Here is an 18,405-nt window from a genome sequence, read left to right as displayed (position 1 = left end):
TATGAACGTCGTCTCTGTCTTCTCCGAAGTCGCCGTCGTCGTCTCGCTGTTGCTCGCCGTCGGTACCGCGACTATCGTCGGCCCGGGCCGCATTCAAGCAGAACTACCCGCGCTCCGGACACGGCTCCGGCAGACTGCCCGTCCACTCCTCTTGCTGGTGGCTGTACTGGCGGTCAACAGTGTCGTCCGTGACGTCGGCGTCGGGTTGTCCTGGCTCATCGGGAGCAATATCACGAAAACGATCTACGCGTTCGAGGGCGCGTTCGTCGCCTCGCTCCAGTCGCTCGCACCGGCGTGGCTCACGCTGTATCTGGGGTTCGTGTACATATACGGCTACGTGTTCCTGCTGGTGTTCCCGCTGGTGTTGACGCTACTGCTGGGGACGACGCGCTATCTCAGGGAAACCGCCTTTGCCTACACGGTCAACTACGGCATCGGGTTGCTCTGTTACATACTGTTCGTCGCGTACGGCCCGCGAAACTTCGCCCCGGACATGGTCGAGCCGCTCCTGTTCGATACGATACCCCGCTTCCAGCTGGTGACGGCGCAGGTCAACGCCAATACGAACGTCTTCCCGTCGTTGCACACGTCGCTGTCGGTGACAGTCGCGCTCATGGCCTACCGCCTCCGGGCGGAATATCCCCGCTGGCTCCCGGTCGCGACGTTCCTGGCCGGCAGTGTCATCCTCTCGACGATGGTGCTTGGGATCCACTGGGCGACCGACGTCGTCTTCGGAATTCTGCTCGGCGCCGTCAGTGTGTACGTCGCGACACGCCCACGGTTTCACTCCGAAAGCGAACCGCCGTGACGGCTCATACCGGTAGACGTTGCGTCGGAACGACAGCCGCCGTCTCGGGATGACGAACTTCTCAAAAGGCTTCGATCCGGCGGTATCAATCCGCTCGTACGGGAATCCACCACACTCGCGACCGGCCGCCGACCTTCTTGCTCGTGATATCGGTCTCTGCTTCCAGGTCGTGGAGTTTGTTCAGCGCGGTCCGGCGCGAACAGCCGAGCCTGTCCGCCACCTCCGACGCTGTGAGTGGCTCCGCGTAATCGCCCCGGTGTTTGAACACCTCGATAACGTCCGATTCAGTGTACTGGATCTCCCGCCCAGGCGGAGACATACTTCTGTCAACGATTGCCACACACTTATACTGTCGGCCATTATTTCAGTTTAATTGACGATATAGAAAATCGCTACCTGTTGAGGGGTGTGTGCCAGGTCGGGGCCGGGAACACATCGGATGTTACAGCCCCTGTAACATGTTTTCGGGCCGCAAACAGTTACAGCGAATAAGTATAGGCACCCGCCAGCAGTATCCTGCGTCGGGGATACGCCATCCCGCCCTCCAGCGAGTGCTGGCGCGCCGACCAGTGCTCCCTTCGGCCCTTCATGCGGACGATACCAGCCAGCCCCGCTTACTGCTTGTTTTCCTGCGCCGACAGAACCGCCTCGAGGGGCTGTGATCTCGCTCTGTATCGGTCGAACACCGACTCGGCCCAGCTATACACCGCTGGAGCATCGGATTCGGCTATTGCTCGAACGTTGTTCCGGTCATCGTAGGCTGCCAGACAGACCCGCGAGCGGTCAAGCGCGAGGCCGATATCGAGCGGTGTGTCGTGGACGTACGTGTCGATGTTCTGGTGTTCGACACTTCGCTGCAGTGCGTCCGAGAAATCGGACTCGGACCGTTCGAGCACGCTGTGATCGATGATGAACTCGATATGCGTCCCCGTTTCGAGCAGGTCCACCGCGACGTCGTTGAACACCGACGTAACGATGGGCGAGATGGCCCGAACGTCGCCCTCGACCTCGCTGAGCCAGTTCGTGAACCGATCGATCGCGGCCAGGGGGTTCTGCTCGGAGCTCGTCGTGAGGCGGGCAGATTCCAGCAGGTCCGCCGGGAGGTCCGCCGCGATGGAACCGAGATGGGCGGCAAGCGGACCGGCCACACGAGCCCGTTCGACCTCGCTGAGAAGCGCCTTGTACTGGTCGAACACCCGCTGGCCGGTCACGGTGAGTCGGTACTCGCCGTCCCGTTTGACGACCCACTGGCGCTCGGAGAAGCCCGCGAGTATCCGCTGGATCGTGGTTCGCGTCGCGTCGACCGTATCACACAGGTCGGTAGGCCGTGCCGGACGCTCCCGAAGCTGGGCCAGCACCGCGAACCGCTGCGGTGACCCGGTGAGGAACTGACAATCCTCGAAGGCGGTGGCGTCCGGACCCTCCGTCATTGCACACGTCTGGGTGGGCGATGGTCTTAGCCTCTTTGCCGTTTGGCAACGCTGATCGTGTCTGTGTGAACTATTCGTCGCCGTACGAGCCGAGACTGGTCTGTGTCCCACCGTCCGCCGAGCCGTTCGACGCATCCGTCCCGTGCTCCGCGGCGATACGAGCGGCGACCTCGCGGCCGCCGGAGAAGGACGCGCGGCGCGCGATAGCCGGGTCGCCTAGGGCGTCGGCCGCATCGGCACGAACCGCCTCGTACCGTCGACGGAAGGCCTGTCGGGCCGCGTCGTAGTCGACGACCGGGTGCGGGTAATCCTCGCCAACGTCGACGCCACAGGACGCCTGCACGTGGACCGGCGTCCCCTCGGGCCGGTCAAGGTATTCGTCGGGGAGCGCGTCGAGTTCGGGCACCCACCGACGGATGAACTCACCGTCCGGGTCCTGATCACGGACCTGCTTTCGGGGGTTGTACAGTCGGAGCGTCGGCTTGCCGACCAGGCCGCACTGGGACTGCCACTGGGTGTAGTTGATCGCCGCCGAGGCGTCGATGAGATGGTGGTAGAACCAGTCTGCGCCGATCCGCCAGGGCTGCTGGAGCAGGTGGTAGTACACCGAGGCACACATCGCCCGCATCCGGAAGTTGAGCCAGCCCGTCTCCTTGAGACAGCGCATCGACGCGTCGACCATCGGAAACCCGGTCCGTCCGTGCTTCCAGGCGGTCACCAGGTCGGGGTCGTACTGCGCCGCGTTGAACCCCTCGAACACCGGATTCACCGCCGTATCCAGCCACCCGGGCCAGTCTTCGAGTTTCTGCTCGTAGTGCTTGTTCCAGAACAGCCGCGAGACGAACATCTCTTTCCCGCGGCCGTCGGGCGCGTGCTCGTCGATATACTGGATGACCTGTCTGACGGAGAGACAGCCAAAGGCGAGATACGGCGAGAGCCCGCTGGTCCCCTCTCGCGCGTCCGTCGGCGCGGAGATGTTCCCCGGGTAGTCGTCGATCCGCTCGACGAACGCCGTCAGCCGTTCGCGCGCGCGACCGGTCCCGCCGCGGGGCACGTCGGATTTCGACGGCGTGACATCGTAGTAGTCCTCGATTGCGCCGACGTCGATACCGCTGTCGAAGCTCCGGGAGGTGACCGTCTCTGGGTTCCAGTCGTACGGGTCGGCGGAGAACCACGCCGACACCTCCTCTTGCCAGCCGTCGCGGGTATCGCCTCGGTCCCGAACCAGCCCGTCACCGTCGACGAAGGTGACATCGCACTGTTCTCGGACGCGACGGTCACGCTCGCGGCCGTACCGTCCCGTCGGAACGGCCATCGTCACGATGTCCCAGCCGGCCTCGCGGAACCGCCCCAGCACGTCCACCGGGTCCCCGTGGGCGTAGGTGAGCCCGCGACCGGTCGCCGTGTGGTACTGATCCGAGAGGTCGGCCAGACAGTCGTGCAGGAACCGAACCCGGCTGTCACAGGCCAGGCCGTCCGCGCCGTAGAACGCCGGGTCGAACACGAACAGCGGAAGCATATACTCGGACGACGCAGCCCTCGCTACCGCGGCCTGGTCGCGAACCCGCAGGTGTTCGCGATGCCAGACGACCGTCCCGGACTCGTCGTCGGCAAGCGTCGGAATCGCGTCTCCCCGTGGGATGGGTGTATCGGCAGGCTCCGGTCCCGGCATACGCACCAATCGAATCATCGTTGGACCGCAGACACCACTGTCTTTCGGCTCCCGAAGCCACGCCGTTCGGGACCGTCCGTTCTGTGGCCAGCTCAAACGCGCAGATGGCAATTGGCTGCGACGAGCGGTCCGGATAGATGGAATCGGTAACCCAGACGCTCAGAGAATCTGCTTCAGGAGGTTCTGCTCGGCCCGCTGGAGGTGTTCGTTGACGGTCGAGGGCTCAAGGCCCAGTTCAGTCGCAACTTCGCCCGCCGGGACTTCCTTGGGAACTTCGTAGTACCCCATCTCCCAGGCCGTCTCGATGACCTCCCGCTGGCGACTTGTCAGCTCATCGAGCAGATATTCGGGACCGTCGTACCCGCCGATTCGGTGCAGAGTCGGCGAGACACCCGCGTCCTCGTACCCGCCGAGCTGGTCAGAGATCGCCTCGTGCGGACCGACGAGCGACATCGTGGCACCGTGTTCGTCGATCTCCGGGTCACAGGTGCCGATGAGGTCGTCGGCCGTCGCTTCGAGACTAGCTGGGAGATCCGGCGCGGTGAACGAGATCACGTACACATGCGAATCCGCCCGTTCGGCTACGTGGTTGTACTGGTCAACATAATCGAGTCCAGCGAGTGCGTCCTCGTCACAGCGCGTCTCGACTTCGATCTGCACGACCGCCCCGTTCCCGCGACAGGCCAGTTCCTCGAACGCGAGCAGCCCGGCCTCGCTGGCGATCGAGAAGAGTTCCTCGATGCCCATTGCCGCCAGTTCACCGTCGGTGATACTGATCTCGGCTTCCCGCATACGTTTCAATTGAGTGATCACCGACTACAAGTTTGTGCCCAGTATACTGGGAAGTCGATAAGCCAGGGGGCCGTCACTCCGGACGGGCTTCGATAGCGGTGATGATGCCGAGCAAAGCCGACCACGACTCAGTTGTCGTTAGCGGCGAAGCGCCGACGACATCGAGCGGCTCCTGATTCCACCGACAGCTGTGTTTCTCGAAGTGGGCGTCTGCCCGCCAGTCCTGAAACCGGGCGATCGGTCCAACGCTGCTCCGGCCGTGCTCCAACAGGAGAACCCGACCATCGGGCGCACAGACGCGGCCCATCTCCGAGAGTGCCGCCACTGGATCGGGAAACGTACACGTCGACAGGGAGGAGATGACGGTATCGAAGCTGTCGTCAGGGAACGCCAGGTTCTCTGCGTCCATCTCGTACAGCGTCGTCTCCTGTGGGCTGTCTTCGAGGCGTTGGCGTGCCTCGTCGAGAACAGCCTCACTGACATCGATACCGACGTACTCGGTGTCGGCGGGGAGGTACGTGGCGTTGGTCCCCACACCGCAGGCTACGTCCAGGATTCGGCCGGTAGCGTCGCCGAACAGCGCTCGGCGATATCGCCCACTGAGCGCCCGGTTCAGCCAGTCCATCCGGGCCATCGTCGTGGCCTGCTCCCGGTACGTCTCCTTGACATCGGCAATAGTATGCCGTTGCTGTCCGGCGAGCACGGATGGTGTTTCATCGTCTCGGGTCATCGTCGGACTGTCACCGGCGTCACTGCTGTACGCATCAGTCATAGTTATCCTCCGCGGTCAGTATCCGAGCGAACGCTGTTGCCCCCGAGAGGTGCGTCCCCACAGTCGCAGCGGGGACCTCGGTGGCCCACGCTTCGTACGTCTCACGGTCGGGGAAGGCTTTGACGTACGGACAGATAGCAGCGTAGCCATCCTGCAACGTCGGATCGCCGCCGGACCGCTCGTGTGCGTCCAACGCGATACCGAGCGAGAAGACGGCCGTTTCGGGCGTAACTGAGAGTTCCTCGCTTCCGACAGCGCGGGCTTCGATGGCTACCCCGCCGGGGCTGACAGTGTGTATATCGACTGGGCTGTCTTCCAGCGACGCGAGAATGACCGCGTCGTAGAAACACTGGAAGTGGTAGCGCTCGCCGTCTACCGCACCCCAGTGGGCAGATTCCCCGTCAGTGTGGCAGAGTTGCTCGACATCGATGGAGCCGCCGCCAGCCCGCCGACGGATCTGCTCGCCCCACTCGGCCAGGGTATCGACCGACTCGACGCCGAGGAACCGACCGAGTGCCGTTCGCAGGTCGTCGGGAAGCTGCTTGTCCAGCGTGACCTCGCCTAGCCAATGCCCGCCGCTTCGAGTGTCCGTTTCCTGTTCGGTACCGCCACAGCATCCATCAGTGTCTTCGATCGTCGTGGTATCGCCGTCAGTGTTAGACATTCCGTCTGGACAAACGAGATCCCCGTCCCTCGTCGTTGCTCCCAGCAATCTGGGCAGGTTTATACGCGCAACAGGCGCACTCCCACGCCGTTCACGTCGTGGATAAGTGCCGCTACGCAGGACAATCCGCCGTGTAGATCTCCTCGGGGTCAAGCCCCGAGACACTTGGCCTGCTCAGCCTGTAGTCAACGCCCCATCATGGCCCGAATCGGATTCGACGAGATCATCGCAGCTGCTGTCAAGAAGATAACTGATCGCCAGGCAACCCTGGGATGCCGCTTACCGCCCACTTCGCCGAACAGTTACCGTCGCTATCACGGCGATCACGATGGGGACTGTCGTTGCGGGATACGAAACCGCGATCAGGAACCCGAGGAAGCCGACTGCGATCGTGATCGACGCGGTGATCGGAGCGGACGGTCTGTGAGTCGTCTCTGGCTGTTTTCGATCGAATCCCGTGGCTCTATAGTGAATCGGAATCATATCGCCATGGTCGTACCAGACAGTTACCGGCTTGACTCCCACGTTACTGGAGGTATTTATATTACGGAGACGATTGTCCCCGATACCCTGCACGCCAGTCCATGACCATGACTTCGGGCTGATATTCAGTTCTCAGAGCAGGCACGAGCCGAGATCCGTAGTCGTATCAGAAAGGTTACCCCGCGGGACCCGTGCTAGTCGATAATGGAATTCGAGTCCACGCGCCGCCGCTTCATGCAACTCGCCGGAACGACCGCGACAGTATCGCTCGCCGGCTGTAACGCCCTCCAGGGCGGCGACAGCGACGGCACGGAAACCGGAACAGGGCCCCAAAGCCAGACCGCGGACGCAGAGCCCGCGACGGTGACGGTCGGCGTCGAACCCGACCAGGCGCAGTTACAGGAACGACAACAGGAGATCCAGTCCGAACTCCAGAGCGGAAACCTCACACAGAGCGAGGCCCAGGCGGAATACCGCACCGCGCAGGAAAGTCTGATCGAAGAGGCAATCAGCTCCTTCGAGGAGCGGGCGACGTCCGATCTCGGTCTCACCATCGACGACTCCGTCTCCGAAGCCGGTGCACTGCTGGTCACCGGCCCGCCAGCCGGCCTTATCGACACGCTATCGGTCGACAGTGTCACCGGCCTCTTCCCGCAAGCCACGTTCGAACGAATCCGGTCACAGGCCCGAACCGAGACGCCGGGCGCAACGGAGTAACGCACGCGCTGACTGCTGATTTGCGGTGCAAGGGGCAGTTTTTGATTTGGTCCGCTTACCGCGACGACCGACCGCTGGTTTCCAGAACCACGGTCACAGTAGCCTCGCCGCGTTCGGTTGTCGTCGTCACGTCGAAGCCGACGGCGAGAACGTGCGTGCGGCCCACACGGTTCTGAACAACGATGCCACGGTCGGCGACGCAGTCCCCGAACTGGCGGTCCGGCCCACTCGGACAGTTCGCGTTTTTCCACCGCTGTGCCGCAGTACCGTTGTAAGTGACGCTGTAATGGATGCCGTCCTCGATTCGGGACGTTTGGAGTCGGTCGAGCCGGGGTTGCAACTCGCTGCGAACGGCCGCCACCGCCGAATCGTTCGCGGCCCAGGCGTACTGCTTCGGGATGGATGCGCTTTCGGTCGCGACAGCTCGCTCAAGCACCCGAAGGGCGTCGGCGGACGGGTCGTCATCGTAGTCGGCTGTCGCGCGAACGTCGTCGTGATAGCCCAGCTGCAGAGAGGCGAAGAGAATCGGGACGAGCGCGACAGCCACAACCGTGGCCGCAACGAGGACCAGCTGTCCGCGCCGAGTCATGCGTACCACACGATGATTCGAACGCTGCCGTGTCCCGTCGGTACGGTTGCGGTTCCGGTGCTGACGCCCTGTGGGGTCGGTGTGCCGACCGCCCCGTGCGGTGTTTCGACCCGAAACAGGACGTTGGCGGGGAGGATGCGGGCGACCCGGTTCGAGAGCGCGTCCTTTTCGCGGTCGAACGCCGCCGGGCTCGTGACGACTTCCTGTAGCCGGGTCGCGCCGTCATGCCGCGGCGGGTCGTTGGCGAGGAGTGTCGCCGTATCCGATGCGTAGGCGTCGAGCTGTGGCCCCTGTCTGTCCGGCGCTGGCGTTCCCAGCGCGAATCCGAGCGCGACACCGAGAACCAGGACCGTCCCGAGCGCGACCTCCACGAGCGACAGCGGCAGCTGGGCCCTACGCATCGACTGTCACCACCAAGGATTCCTTCGTCGACCGCGGGGCGTCGTAGCTGATGGTCACGTTCCCTGATTCGAGCCGCCCGGCGCGCTGGAACCGTAACTCCGTCGTCTCGTAGGGGACCAGCGGGACTTCGTAGCTGCCGTCCAGCCCGCTCCGGTTGTGCAGAACGACCCGGTCGTTGGCGCGAACGGTCCAGACGGTCGCGCCGGCCGGCGGGTCGATAGTGACCGTGGCTTGCGCGCTCCGGCGAGGGAGCGTCACCGCGTCGGTTGTCGCCAGGTCGGGCGTAAGTGTTCGTGTCTCCCGGGACTCGACCACAACGAGGCGACTGATTCGCGTCCCGCTGTGAACCGTGCCGCTGCTTGCGATCTCTTCATCGGCCACCTCGACGCTGACCGCATACTCACCGGCCGGCGGCGCGCTCCGCTCTAGAGCCGCTTGGTCGAAGCCGCTCACACGCGATTGGTTAAACACGTTGCTCCGGGTAGCCAGTGGACCGTCCGCCGCGACGAGCCGGTCAGCGATAGCGGCTGCGACCCGCCGTTCGTCAGGAGTACGGTCCGCGCCGGCAATCGCGGTGTCTGCCATCGCGACACCTAGTCCGGTGACGACGGTCAGCAAGACGAGCGCTATGCCAAGCGCCGGCAGTGACGTCTGGGCACGCGGGACGTGCTCAGAGAGACGGCTCGCCCGGGTCATCGCTCCGCCTCCAGTTTCACCGTCACGCTTCCATGTGTCCCGGAGACAGTGACCACTGTCGGGCTGCCGCTCTCCCAATCGCCCTCGAAGGTATCAACTCTATCGGGTAACAGTGGTTGTGTCCGGCCACCGATCTCGGGGTCGGGATGGACGAGTACGAGGTCATCGCCGTCGGTCCGGATGCTGTATCCTGCGCCGTCGATGGTATCGGGCACAGACACCCGAACGGTCGCCGAGACGACCCGGGCGTCCGGCGGTACAGCCTGTTCGACGCGGGCCGTCGCTTCGGCGAGTGTCCGGTCACCGAGTTCCGCGCCGACGGCGGACTGATACGCCGGGACGGTCCCGCCGTACAGCGTCGTCGTCACTAATCCGATGTACAGCAGTACCAGCCCCATGCTCAGCAGTTTCTCGACGACCGTGCTGAGCGCGCGGTTATCCATGCCCAACCTCCGTTCGCATGTCGTGGCGGACCAGATACAGCGTCCGACGGCCGGGAAAGGTCGCCACGACGCTCTGGGTACCGTCGCCGTCGACATCGCTGACTCGCGTGCTCGCACCGACCCGTCGGAAGTACTCGGCGAACGGACGGGGCGTCTCGGTCTCGATGGCCACGCTGTAGTTGTCGGTCGGGAGCTGCTCGCGCTCGTGGCTGACGTTCTGTCGGATACCCGCGGACACGCCGCCCGTCCCGGATACCGTTCCGCCGCTGGCGTTGACGACCGGCGCACCGACGATGACCGCCGTGTCGTCTCGCGTCGCCGTCACCGGCGGGTCCGTTTCGAGCCAGGCGTTGCCCTGTCTCCCGCGGACGACGGCACCTCCGAGGAAACGAACGCGGTCGTCGCCGGACTCGTACACTATCGCATCGATAGAGACCGTCCGCTGGACGCCGGAGTCGTTGAGAACACGCAGTTCCCGTTCCACCGTCGTTAGCCGGCCGTCAGTGAACTGGACGCGAGCCGTCTGGTGCCCCGTCTGCTCCACTGGCCGGAACGCCGTCTCGAACGTATTGGCGACGCGCGTCTCGTCGGCGGTCGCCGTGTGGCCGTCGACGACACTTCCGACGACAGCCGTCAGTCCGCCGAGCGCGACGACCGTGAGACCGAGTAGCAGGACGACACCGACAACATGTGACTGGGCGTCGGTTTCGCCAATCAAATCAGACCAGCCCCCGCGAAGACAACGTAGGCGATGAGCACCAGCCCCGAGGAGTGCAACAACGCCTCGTAGATCCCACGGCTCGCCGTGCCGGCGAACCAGCCACAGGCCAGCATCGTCGCCTGCGTGACGACGTAGAACCGGTATTGCTCTCGGACGGGTTTGATTGCGGTGGGATCGAAAGCGACGTTCGCGCCACCAGAGACCGACGACAGTTGCGCGAAGCTGTCGAGAACGTAGACGTTGACAGCCACTGTGATTCCGATAACGAGCAGCGCCGTCGTCCAGCCGACGGCAACGTAGACGAGCAGCGCTGAGCGGATGGATTTTCGTAAATGGTAGAGCTGACCTATCTCAGTCTGTAATGTTTCGAACACGTCTTCGGCATCACTCCCTGTATCCAGTGCCCCGACGACTAGCCCGATAGTCTGTTCAGCCATCGGCGTGCCGACACGGTCGACGAACTGGTCCAGCGCCGCAGCCCGCCTGTCGGCCGCAGAGTCGCCGGGGCTGTCACCGAGTGAGAGGGTGAACGCGAGCGACTGGACGTCGCTAGCGAGCGCACCGAGTTCCACGTCGTCGGCGACGCGTCGGACCGCTTCGGGAAACGGACGGCCCAGGGCGACGTGGCCGGCGACGGCGTGCACGAAGTCCTGAATCTCGCGGTCCTTCGCGTCGTCTGCTCTGGCACGGCGGACCGTTACCACGCCGACGGGGATACCCACGGTGGCGTACGAGAGGAGCGCGACGTTGACCGGGCGATAGCCCAGCGACCAGAGCCCGGCCGCGACGAGAGCACCCCACGGGACGCAAGCAACGAGCGCGCTTGCGGGATTCGAAGGGATCGTAGCGAGTATCGCGACGGGGCCATCCGGCAGGCTGTAGCTCGGTGCGGCCGTGTTCCGTGGCCTGAGTGTGGCGACGACGAACGCAGCCAGCAGGCCGGTGGCCATCACGAACGCCGCACTCCCGTAGACGACGATGGCACGGACAGTCGTCTCGCCCAGCGGCGTCACAACGGACTCGGAGAGGCCGGGCGCGAGGATTCCCATCACAGTGACGATGAGCACCACGAGGGCGGGCAGTACCAGCAACACGACGAACAACTCCGCGAGCAGTTCGAGGTAGCCGGTCGCGCGTTCGTGCTGGCGGCTCTGCTCGTGTGAGAGCAGTCGCCCCTCCATCTCCAGATACCCTTCCAGGGCCTCGGCACTCTGGTTCGCGTGTTCGCGAAACTTCAGCAGAAACGGCGCAAGCAGGTCCCGCGAAGGTGTTTCACTGGCGACCCGTTCGATACCGGTGTCGAGACTGCCGGTGAGGATACCCTGATTGAGCGCGCGCCGGAAGGCGACGGCTGTCTCGCCGTAGGCGTCCTGTTCAGCGACGGCACGTAACATCTCGCGCCGGTCGTGCGTTCCGGACGCGAGGACCCGGAGGTATCGGACCGCTCCGGGGAGCGTGGCCGCAATGTCTGCGCTTCGCGCGCTGGCGACCCACGAAAGATACCGGTTTCCCGCGAGGAACACGGCCCGCTTGAGTGTGAGGCCGACGGCGGTTCCGAGGATAGCGGCCACCAGAAGCCGCGGGACGTACGGGAGCGACAGCCGGTTCACGACAGGGAGGCTCTGCTGCAGGATCGCGACGAACGAGTCGAAAGACCTGGACGGGACGAGCAGCGCCGCCGTCGCGGTTCCGACGGCGCCGGCAGAGAGCGCCAGCCACGACAGCCCGTACACTCTGGCGACGTAGACGCCGAAGCCGGCATTCGGGTAAGCTGCCCGGTAGCGGTCACGGGTGCTTGCGTGGCGGTCGTCCTCGGCGTGGTGGGCGAACAGGGCGTACAGGCCCCGGTCGAGCAAGCCGAGCGTCCCGCCGCCCTCAGTCGTCACCCGTGCCGACCTCCAGTTGCGGGCTGTCGGGGGTCCCGGCCTGCCGTCGTAGCCGCTCGACGGTCGCTGCCTCGTTCGTCTCCAGATCGGCCAGAACGCCGAACAGGTCATCGAAGTCGGTCAGTCCCTCCTGAACGAGATACTGGACGTAGCGGTGGCGGCGATGGAACGCGTCCTCAACGGCCGACACCGGTTCGTCACGGAGGTCCGAAAGCCGGTCGAGAATCCCGGTGTCGACCTGTCGTTGGTCGTCCCCGAACTGCGGGTGGTCGTAGGCGAGTTCGAAGCTCCCGTCTGGCCGCCGCCAGCAGACACTGTTGTAGTGGATGGCCGTTCCGTCTTTGTGTATCGTCCCGCTTCGGTCGTTCCCGCTCTGGACCATGGACGGGTCGTCAACGAACTCGACAACCTCGCCGACGTAGCGCTCCCCATCGACATACCGAGGGAACACGACGAGGTCAATCTCTTCGAGCAGATAGGCCGGCAGCCCCTTCTCGATGACGCGGTTGACGAGCGACTCGATATCGTCGGCGTGCGTCGTCCCGATGACGCCGTGGCCGGTATTGAGCGTCTCGGCGAAGGTTTCGAAGGACGCGGCGGTGTTGATCTCCGCGATGACCTCGACATCTGGATTGAGGTAATTGCACTGTGTCATCAGGTCGGCCATCGTCACGCGGCGGTGGGCCCGTTCGTGGTCTCTCGTGGTGAGCGAGACACCTGTCTCGTGGGGGATCCGGACCTCACGCGACCCTTCGTCGATACTGATAGGGCGGTCTCGGTACGGGATGAACGGCATATGAGCGTTCATCAGCGTCGTCTTGCCGGCACCGGTCGGCCCGGAAAAGAGGACGACGCCGTGGGATTCGTAGAGGAGCCACAGCAGGGCGACCAGTTCCGTCGGCAGCGAATCCCGCTGGACCAGGTCCACCGGTGTCATCGCGTCGGCCGACTGCTTCCGGATAGAGATGTGTGGCCCGCCCTCGCTGATAGTCGGCAGGGCGACGGCACAGCGGATGGTGTCGTCGGCGTCGTGCAGACCCTCGCCGTCAGGGTCGATGTTGACTTTCGCGCTCGGATTCGACGCGTTGAGTTCGACGCCGTCGTCGGCGGCCAGTTGCGTGACGACGTTGACGAACGCCGCCTCTGAATCGAAGGCGAGGTTGGTCGGTACCCGCCCGTCGTGGTCGAGGTCAGCGCGCGGGAGGACCTTCACGCGTTCGTCGACCCGGTTAGCCTCGATGTCCTCCAGCGTGTGGTCCCGGATCGGGACGGTGAGCTTGCCGTAGCCGACGAGGTCCCGGAGCACGTAGTACAGCAGGTCGTCGAGGCGGTCGTCGGCGAAGCGGTGGTCGACCGGCGGCACGGCCAGATCGAGTTCGGCAAGTGCCGACCGGAGCCGATATCGGGCGGCGTCGACCCATTCGGTCGTGTTGCGGACAGTCAGCTGCCGGGCCAGGAGCGAGCGGGCACGCTCCCGAACGAACTCGACACGGTCTTCGACGACACCGTCGACGCCGGTTTCCCAGACGCGCTCTTTGCACACCTCGATGAGTTGTTCGTCGCCGGGGAGCAGATCCGGCTCTCGAACTGCATACTTCGTCGTGAACGGGTCGGCACCCAGAAGATGTTCGCGATAGACGATGACCGGGATATCGAATCCCTGGAACCGGACCGTGTGGCGTTCGACGCGCTCGCTCGCAAAGCGGTTGAGATACGCCGGATCCGCCCCCAAGTCAGTCTCGGCCGGGGCGTAGTCGTCAGTATGGACGACGACGCCGTCGTCGGTCACGTCGGCGACGTCGATACGGGAATCAAGCGCGTACGGCGTCAGATCGTCGAAACACGCCAGCGACGATAGCGCGTGATACTCGATTCGGCGACGGCTCGCCGGCGACGCGTCGATCAGCCGGTCGATGACCCGTCGGTGTTTCGCGTCGAAGCCCCCGCTCATTCGCTCGACAGCTCCCTCGCGTGTCCGTGGACGCTCGATGTTCGCACCCGCAAAGTGTGACTCGACAGTCGACAACGCGTCGGACTCCGACGCTGAAAGCACCGGATTGCGGACATCATACCGGAAGCCGCTTCCCTCCCGGCGGACAGTCACGACGACGCCCGGATACACCTCGTCTTGCTCGCGAACGGCCGGCGCGTACCAGGCGTCGGCGGCGTCCGGTGGCGTCGGTGCGGGAACCACCGGCGCGGTCTCCGTGGCAGCCTGTGCGGTCATACGAGGTTTTAGATTTGCCCCATCACTTAAAGTTGTAGACTTGGTTTTGTGAAATTTAAACTCGAATCTACAGTCGAGGGAACGAATACATCGTTTCGCCGTGTGGCCACCGGCAGCGGTCGTCACCTCGCCGCTGAAACGGGTCGCACAGTTGTCGAGACGCCCGGTATCGGTGGAATCTTACGTCAGCTATCCTAACCGTACACATGGCAATTGAGACCGGTGTCCTCGTCGTCGGTGGTGGCGCGACCGGCGCTGGCGTCGCTCGTGACCTTGCACTCCGTGGTATCGACGTGACGCTCGTCGAGCGTGACGGGCTGACAAGCGGTACCTCCGGGCGCTCGCACGGACTGCTCCACAGCGGTGCCCGCTACGCCGAAGCGGATCGGGTCGGTGCCAAAGAATGCATCGCCGAAAACCGGATACTCAAGGAGATCGCCGGGGCCTGTATCCGTGACACTGGGGGGCTGTTCGTCCAGCTCGCTGGAGACGACCCCGACTACTTCGATGCCAAGCGGGCGGCCTGTGAGGAGATCGGGATCCCCGTGGAGACGCTGGACGCCGATGCGGCCCGCGAGCGAGTGCCCGACATCGCTTCGGACGTGGAACGCGCGTTCGACGTCCCGGACGCCGTCATCTACCCGTCGCGGCTCGTCGCCGCGAACGCCGCCGACGCTCGCGACCACGGCGCAGCGATACACCCACACGCGCCCGTCGAGGACGTGATGGTCGAGGACGGACAGGTGACCGGCGTCCGCGTCGGCGGCGCGGTCGACGACACCATCGCGGCCGACTACGTCGTCAACGCGACCGGTGCCTGGGCGGGCGAGTTCGCCGCGATGGCCGGCCTCGACGTCGAGATGCGACCGACGCGGGGCGTGATGGTCTCCGTCGAGTACGAGGACCTCGGGCCGGTGCTCAACCGCTGTCGGGACCCCGACGACGGCGACATCGTCGTGCCACACGAAAGCGAGGCCGTCCTCGGGACGACGAGCGTGCCCGTCCGCGACCCGGACGAGTACGAGACAGAGCAGTGGGAGGTCGAGGAGAGCATCGCGGAGTGTGCGGCGATGCTGCCCCCGGTCGCGGACGCCCCGGAAGTCCGGACCTGGTGGGGCGTCCGGCCGCTGTACGCGCCCGACGAGGACGAGCGCGGCGGCCGCGGCATCTCGCGTGGGTTCTTTCTGCTCGATCACGCCGACGACGGCGTCGACAACGTGGCGAGCATCGTCGGTGGCAAGCTGACCACCTACCGCCAGATGGCCGAGGCGGCGGCCGACCTCGTCTGTGACGACCTCGGCGTCGACGCAGACTGTCGGACCGCAGACCGGCGGCTCCCGAGCGTCGACGACCCAGCGCAGTTAGATTCGCTCGTCGCCGAGTTCGACGGGCAGGGGCCGACCGACGAAGACGTGGTCGGTGCGGAGTGATTTCGGACGGACGGAGCGGCTATCGACTGTACCGTTATAAGGGTGGCAGCCACAGATGAACGCATGATAAACGAGACCGTGCGGCAGATCGAGGAGATGGAGACACAGAGTTCCTCGATCGCCGCCGTGAAAGCCGCCAAGGCGCTCCGCGAACTGACAGACCGCGAGTGCCACACGGTCGAGGACTTTCTCCGGGTAGTCGAACGCAACAGCAGCGCGCTCCAGCGGGCGAACCGCTCGCACGCGCCGCTGTACACGACACAGCAGCGTATCGTCACGGACCTGAAAGACGCCGACCCGGACTCCGTCTCGGCGGCCAAGGAGCGACTGCTCGCCACAATCGAGGAGGTCGTCACGGAAATCGAGACCAGCAAGGACCGCGCGGCCGAGCGGGCGGCGACGCTCATCGACGACGGCGACGTGCTGGTGACCCACGAGAACTCCTCGACGGTGATGGCGACGCTGATGGCGGCGCTTGACGACGGCAAGGAGTTCCACCTGTACGCCAGAGAATCCCGGCCGCATTTCCTGGGCCGGCGAACCGCCCGCCAGTTGGCCGACCGGGACGGGGCCGACGTGACGCTCATCGTCGACGGCGCGGCAGGCCACTACCTCTCGGAGGCCGACCGCGTCTTCGTCGGGATGAACTGCCTCATCGACGACGTGGTGTACAACCGCATCGGGACGTTGCCCCTGGCCGCGACGGCCAACGAGCTGGACGTGCCCGTGACTGTCGTCGGAACCTCGTCGAAGTTCATCGGCAGCGGCTTCACGTTCACGAACACGTTCCGGCAGGGGTCAGACGTGATGCTCGAACCGCCGGAGGGGTTTGACATCGGGAACCCGGGCTACGACGCGACGCCGACCCGGCTGCTCGATACGGTCGTCACGGAAGACGGCATTCTGCAGTTCTGAGCGCCTCTAGCGGATCGTCCTGTCGGTGACCTGGCGGAGCCGTTCGGCGACCTCGTCGTCGAGCGCGTCTTCGGTCACTCGCCACTGCCAGTTCCCGGTCGCCGTGCCGGGGACGTTGAACCGGGCGTCGCTATCGAGGCCGAGCAGGTCCTGGACGGTCGTCATCGCGACGACCGCGTTCGAGTTCCACACCGCCTCGATGAGATCCCAGTTGATCTCCTCTCCGTCGGTGCCGAGGTTGTAGTGGAGGCAGTCCCGTTGCCGGTCCGAGAGGTCGCGGTAGTAGCCGACGACGGTGTCCGTGTCGTGGGTCGAGGTGTAGCCGACGGCCGACTCCGGATAGTGCATCGGCTGGTACATATGCCCCTCCTCGCACCAGTCGGCGTACTGCGGCACGCGCATGCCGGGGAAGCCAAAGCGGTCCCGTAGCGCGACGATGCTTTCGTCGAGAAAGCCCAGGTCCTCGACGAAAAACGGGAGGTCGCCGAGCCGGTCTTCGACCGTCTCGAAGAAGTGCGCGCCGGGGCCGTCGCGCCACTGTCCGGCGGCCGGGTCCTCGGCCTCGGCCGGAATCGACCAGAACTCGTCGAAGCCCTTGAAGTGGTCGATGCGGGCGATGTCGACGAGATCGAACAGCCGCTCGAACCGGTCGATCCACCAGCCGTAGTCGTTCTCTCGCAGCGCCTCCCAGTCGTACACCGGGTTCCCCCACCGCTGACCGTCGTCGCCGGGATTGGGCGGGACGCCGGCCACCTCCGCAGGCTGGTGCTCGTCGTCGAGCCGGAACACCTCGGGGTACGCCCAGACGTCCGCCGAGTCGAGGCCGACGTAGATGGGGAGATCGCCGACGAGACCGATGTCCCGCTCGGCCGCGTATTCAGCCAGTGCTTGCCACTGGCTGTCGAAGCACCACTGGACGAACTTGTGATAGCGGATGTCGTCGGCCAGTTCGTCCCGGTATCGCTCCACAGCCGCTGGCTCGCGCCGCTTGATATCGCCCGGCCAGTCCATCCAGCCGGCATCGTCGAACTCGGATTTCAGCGTCGTAAACAGCGCGTAGTCGTCCAGCCACCCCGATTCGCGCTCGCAGAACTTGGTGAACGACTGCCGGTCAGCTTCAGCCGCGCTCTCGTCGAAGCGCTCGTACGCCGCTCGGAGCCGACCCGTCTTGAACTCGGTCACGCGGTCGTACTTGACGTGCTGTTGGGAGAGGTCCTCGGGCGGGTCGATATCGCCCTCGGTGAGATAGCCGCGGTCGACGAGACCGCGGAGGTCAATGAGCAGCGGGTTTCCGGCGAAGGCCGATGACGACTGGTACGGGGAGTTCCCGTGGACACTTGCCGTGGGGCCGAGCGGACAGAACTGCCACAGCGACTGGTCCGCCCGGTCGAGGAAGTCGACGAACGCCCGCGCGCCGGCACCAAGGTCGCCGATGCCGTGTGGCCCCGGGAGCGACGTCTGGTGGAGAAACACGCCACTCTGCCGTTCAAATTGCATACGCACCTGTTGCCCTGACAGGCATTTCAATGGGCGGGGTTTTTGAAGGCGAGGGGCGCGAACGGGGCGAGGGGCGCGAACGGGGCGAGGGGCGCGAACGGGGCGAGGGGCGCGAACGGGGCGAGGGGCGCGAACGAAGTGAGCGGCCCTCGGCAAAGCGAGCGGGGAGGAACGACCCGTGAGCAGTGAGCGGCCCTCGGCAAAGCGAGCGGGGAGGAACGACCCGTGAGCAGTGAGCGGCCCTCGGCAAAGCGAGCGGGG

General features: G+C 65.0%; 19 protein-coding genes. 5 read left to right on the top strand and 14 right to left on the bottom strand.

Features of this window, described 5'->3' with window-relative positions; all coding sequences use genetic code 11:
- Position 1 precedes the first annotated feature (1 nt).
- Positions 2-808 carry a phosphatase PAP2 family protein gene (locus tag ACY9XZ_RS16465; RefSeq protein WP_463458119.1) on the top strand — a complete coding sequence of 269 codons (807 nt, stop codon included), beginning with the start codon at positions 2-4 and terminating at the stop codon, positions 806-808.
- Positions 809-893: 85 nt separating this feature from the next.
- Here the strand turns inward: ACY9XZ_RS16465 and ACY9XZ_RS16460 are convergent, their stop codons facing one another.
- The 6 genes from ACY9XZ_RS16460 to merB form a co-directional block, all read right to left on the bottom strand.
- The gene (locus ACY9XZ_RS16460; protein ID WP_424328322.1) at positions 894-1,127 is read right to left on the bottom strand and encodes an HTH domain-containing protein; all 234 of its coding nucleotides are present in this window, start codon (positions 1,125-1,127) and stop codon (positions 894-896) included.
- A 295-nt stretch (positions 1,128-1,422) separates the two neighbouring features.
- Entirely contained in the window at positions 1,423-2,238 is an 816-nt protein-coding gene (locus tag ACY9XZ_RS16455; protein WP_463458118.1) for a helix-turn-helix transcriptional regulator, read from the bottom strand.
- Positions 2,239-2,308: 70 nt separating this feature from the next.
- Positions 2,309-3,910 carry an FAD-binding domain-containing protein gene (locus ACY9XZ_RS16450; protein ID WP_463458117.1) on the bottom strand — a complete coding sequence of 534 codons (1,602 nt, stop codon included), beginning with the start codon at positions 3,908-3,910 and terminating at the stop codon, positions 2,309-2,311.
- A 159-nt stretch (positions 3,911-4,069) separates the two neighbouring features.
- Entirely contained in the window at positions 4,070-4,702 is a 633-nt protein-coding gene (locus tag ACY9XZ_RS16445) for a helix-turn-helix domain-containing protein (protein WP_463458116.1), read from the bottom strand.
- 73 nt (positions 4,703-4,775) lie between these two features.
- On the bottom strand, positions 4,776-5,474 hold the full coding sequence (locus ACY9XZ_RS16440; protein ID WP_463458115.1) for a class I SAM-dependent methyltransferase: 699 nt from the start codon (positions 5,472-5,474) through the stop codon (positions 4,776-4,778).
- Positions 5,467-6,138: an organomercurial lyase gene (merB, locus tag ACY9XZ_RS16435; protein WP_463458114.1), complete on the bottom strand. Its 672-nt coding sequence runs from the start codon at positions 6,136-6,138 to the stop codon at positions 5,467-5,469. The genes ACY9XZ_RS16440 and merB overlap by 8 nt, the downstream gene beginning before the upstream one ends.
- 687 nt (positions 6,139-6,825) lie before the next feature.
- Between merB and ACY9XZ_RS16430 the strand changes: the two genes are divergently transcribed.
- Positions 6,826-7,338 (top strand): hypothetical protein, encoded by a 513-nt coding sequence (locus tag ACY9XZ_RS16430; RefSeq protein WP_463458113.1) that lies wholly within the window; start codon positions 6,826-6,828, stop codon positions 7,336-7,338.
- Positions 7,339-7,393: 55 nt separating this feature from the next.
- Here the strand turns inward: ACY9XZ_RS16430 and ACY9XZ_RS16425 are convergent, their stop codons facing one another.
- Genes ACY9XZ_RS16425 through ACY9XZ_RS16395 form a run of 7 tightly spaced genes read right to left on the bottom strand, consistent with a single transcriptional unit; the run spans position 7,394 to position 14,302 of the window.
- Positions 7,394-7,927, bottom strand: a complete 534-nt coding sequence (locus ACY9XZ_RS16425; protein WP_463458112.1) for a DUF7261 family protein — start codon at positions 7,925-7,927, stop codon at positions 7,394-7,396.
- A complete protein-coding gene (locus tag ACY9XZ_RS16420) occupies positions 7,924-8,328 on the bottom strand; it encodes a DUF7262 family protein (RefSeq protein WP_463458111.1) in 405 nt (134 codons plus the stop codon). The genes ACY9XZ_RS16425 and ACY9XZ_RS16420 overlap by 4 nt, the downstream gene beginning before the upstream one ends.
- Positions 8,321-9,025 carry a DUF7263 family protein gene (locus ACY9XZ_RS16415; protein WP_463458110.1) on the bottom strand — a complete coding sequence of 235 codons (705 nt, stop codon included), beginning with the start codon at positions 9,023-9,025 and terminating at the stop codon, positions 8,321-8,323. Before ACY9XZ_RS16415 ends, ACY9XZ_RS16420 begins: the two co-directional genes overlap by 8 nt.
- Positions 9,022-9,468 carry a DUF7266 family protein gene (locus tag ACY9XZ_RS16410; RefSeq protein ID WP_463458109.1) on the bottom strand — a complete coding sequence of 149 codons (447 nt, stop codon included), beginning with the start codon at positions 9,466-9,468 and terminating at the stop codon, positions 9,022-9,024. The genes ACY9XZ_RS16415 and ACY9XZ_RS16410 overlap by 4 nt, the downstream gene beginning before the upstream one ends.
- A complete protein-coding gene (locus tag ACY9XZ_RS16405; RefSeq protein ID WP_463458108.1) occupies positions 9,461-10,186 on the bottom strand; it encodes a DUF7289 family protein in 726 nt (241 codons plus the stop codon). The genes ACY9XZ_RS16410 and ACY9XZ_RS16405 overlap by 8 nt, the downstream gene beginning before the upstream one ends.
- Positions 10,183-12,075, bottom strand: coding sequence for a type II secretion system F family protein (locus ACY9XZ_RS16400; protein WP_463458107.1), 1,893 nt, complete (start codon positions 12,073-12,075; stop codon positions 10,183-10,185). The genes ACY9XZ_RS16405 and ACY9XZ_RS16400 overlap by 4 nt, the downstream gene beginning before the upstream one ends.
- Positions 12,065-14,302 (bottom strand): type II/IV secretion system ATPase subunit, encoded by a 2,238-nt coding sequence (locus ACY9XZ_RS16395; RefSeq protein ID WP_463458106.1) that lies wholly within the window; start codon positions 14,300-14,302, stop codon positions 12,065-12,067. The genes ACY9XZ_RS16400 and ACY9XZ_RS16395 overlap by 11 nt, the downstream gene beginning before the upstream one ends.
- Positions 14,303-14,508: 206 nt before the next feature.
- Here ACY9XZ_RS16395 and ACY9XZ_RS16390 point away from each other — a divergent pair, with 206 nt between their 5' ends.
- Both ACY9XZ_RS16390 and ACY9XZ_RS16385 read left to right on the top strand, forming a co-directional pair.
- Positions 14,509-15,732, top strand: a complete 1,224-nt coding sequence (locus ACY9XZ_RS16390; protein WP_463458105.1) for an FAD-dependent oxidoreductase — start codon at positions 14,509-14,511, stop codon at positions 15,730-15,732.
- A gap of 63 nt (positions 15,733-15,795) precedes the next feature.
- The gene (locus ACY9XZ_RS16385; RefSeq protein WP_463458104.1) at positions 15,796-16,647 is read left to right on the top strand and encodes a translation initiation factor eIF-2B; all 852 of its coding nucleotides are present in this window, start codon (positions 15,796-15,798) and stop codon (positions 16,645-16,647) included.
- A 6-nt stretch (positions 16,648-16,653) separates the two neighbouring features.
- On the opposite strand, the gene malQ is transcribed toward ACY9XZ_RS16385, so the two are convergent.
- Complete coding sequence (malQ, locus tag ACY9XZ_RS16380) at positions 16,654-18,144, bottom strand: 4-alpha-glucanotransferase (protein WP_463458103.1); 1,491 nt, start codon at positions 18,142-18,144, stop codon at positions 16,654-16,656.
- A gap of 29 nt (positions 18,145-18,173) precedes the next feature.
- Here malQ and ACY9XZ_RS16375 point away from each other — a divergent pair, with 29 nt between their 5' ends.
- The gene (locus tag ACY9XZ_RS16375; RefSeq protein WP_463458102.1) at positions 18,174-18,326 is read left to right on the top strand and encodes a hypothetical protein; all 153 of its coding nucleotides are present in this window, start codon (positions 18,174-18,176) and stop codon (positions 18,324-18,326) included.
- Positions 18,327-18,405: the final 79 nt, after the last annotated feature.

This window comes from Haloarcula sp. HT12 (assembly GCF_055271655.1).
Note: the sequence above shows the minus strand (reverse complement) of the source record. Positions and strands in the feature narration are given on the sequence as shown.

Excerpts from the sequence above, each read along its gene's own strand:
- ACY9XZ_RS16410 (WP_463458109.1), bottom strand. The coding sequence starts at position 9,468 with ATGGATAACCGCGCGCTCAGCACGGTCGTCGAGAAACTGCTGAGCATG.
- ACY9XZ_RS16375 (WP_463458102.1), top strand. The coding sequence starts at position 18,174 with ATGGGCGGGGTTTTTGAAGGCGAGGGGCGCGAACGGGGCGAGGGGCGC.
- ACY9XZ_RS16415 (WP_463458110.1), bottom strand. The coding sequence starts at position 9,025 with ATGACCCGGGCGAGCCGTCTCTCTGAGCACGTCCCGCGTGCCCAGACG.
- ACY9XZ_RS16420 (WP_463458111.1), bottom strand. The coding sequence starts at position 8,328 with ATGCGTAGGGCCCAGCTGCCGCTGTCGCTCGTGGAGGTCGCGCTCGGG.
- ACY9XZ_RS16425 (WP_463458112.1), bottom strand. The coding sequence starts at position 7,927 with ATGACTCGGCGCGGACAGCTGGTCCTCGTTGCGGCCACGGTTGTGGCT.
- ACY9XZ_RS16445 (WP_463458116.1), bottom strand. The coding sequence starts at position 4,702 with ATGCGGGAAGCCGAGATCAGTATCACCGACGGTGAACTGGCGGCAATG.
- ACY9XZ_RS16395 (WP_463458106.1), bottom strand. The coding sequence starts at position 14,302 with ATGACCGCACAGGCTGCCACGGAGACCGCGCCGGTGGTTCCCGCACCG.
- ACY9XZ_RS16430 (WP_463458113.1), top strand. The coding sequence starts at position 6,826 with ATGGAATTCGAGTCCACGCGCCGCCGCTTCATGCAACTCGCCGGAACG.
- ACY9XZ_RS16390 (WP_463458105.1), top strand. The coding sequence starts at position 14,509 with ATGGCAATTGAGACCGGTGTCCTCGTCGTCGGTGGTGGCGCGACCGGC.
- ACY9XZ_RS16465 (WP_463458119.1), top strand. The coding sequence starts at position 2 with ATGAACGTCGTCTCTGTCTTCTCCGAAGTCGCCGTCGTCGTCTCGCTG.
- malQ (WP_463458103.1), bottom strand. The coding sequence starts at position 18,144 with ATGCAATTTGAACGGCAGAGTGGCGTGTTTCTCCACCAGACGTCGCTC.
- ACY9XZ_RS16440 (WP_463458115.1), bottom strand. The coding sequence starts at position 5,474 with ATGACTGATGCGTACAGCAGTGACGCCGGTGACAGTCCGACGATGACC.
- ACY9XZ_RS16460 (WP_424328322.1), bottom strand. The coding sequence starts at position 1,127 with ATGTCTCCGCCTGGGCGGGAGATCCAGTACACTGAATCGGACGTTATC.
- ACY9XZ_RS16455 (WP_463458118.1), bottom strand. The coding sequence starts at position 2,238 with ATGACGGAGGGTCCGGACGCCACCGCCTTCGAGGATTGTCAGTTCCTC.
- ACY9XZ_RS16385 (WP_463458104.1), top strand. The coding sequence starts at position 15,796 with ATGATAAACGAGACCGTGCGGCAGATCGAGGAGATGGAGACACAGAGT.
- ACY9XZ_RS16450 (WP_463458117.1), bottom strand. The coding sequence starts at position 3,910 with ATGCCGGGACCGGAGCCTGCCGATACACCCATCCCACGGGGAGACGCG.
- merB (WP_463458114.1), bottom strand. The coding sequence starts at position 6,138 with ATGTCTAACACTGACGGCGATACCACGACGATCGAAGACACTGATGGA.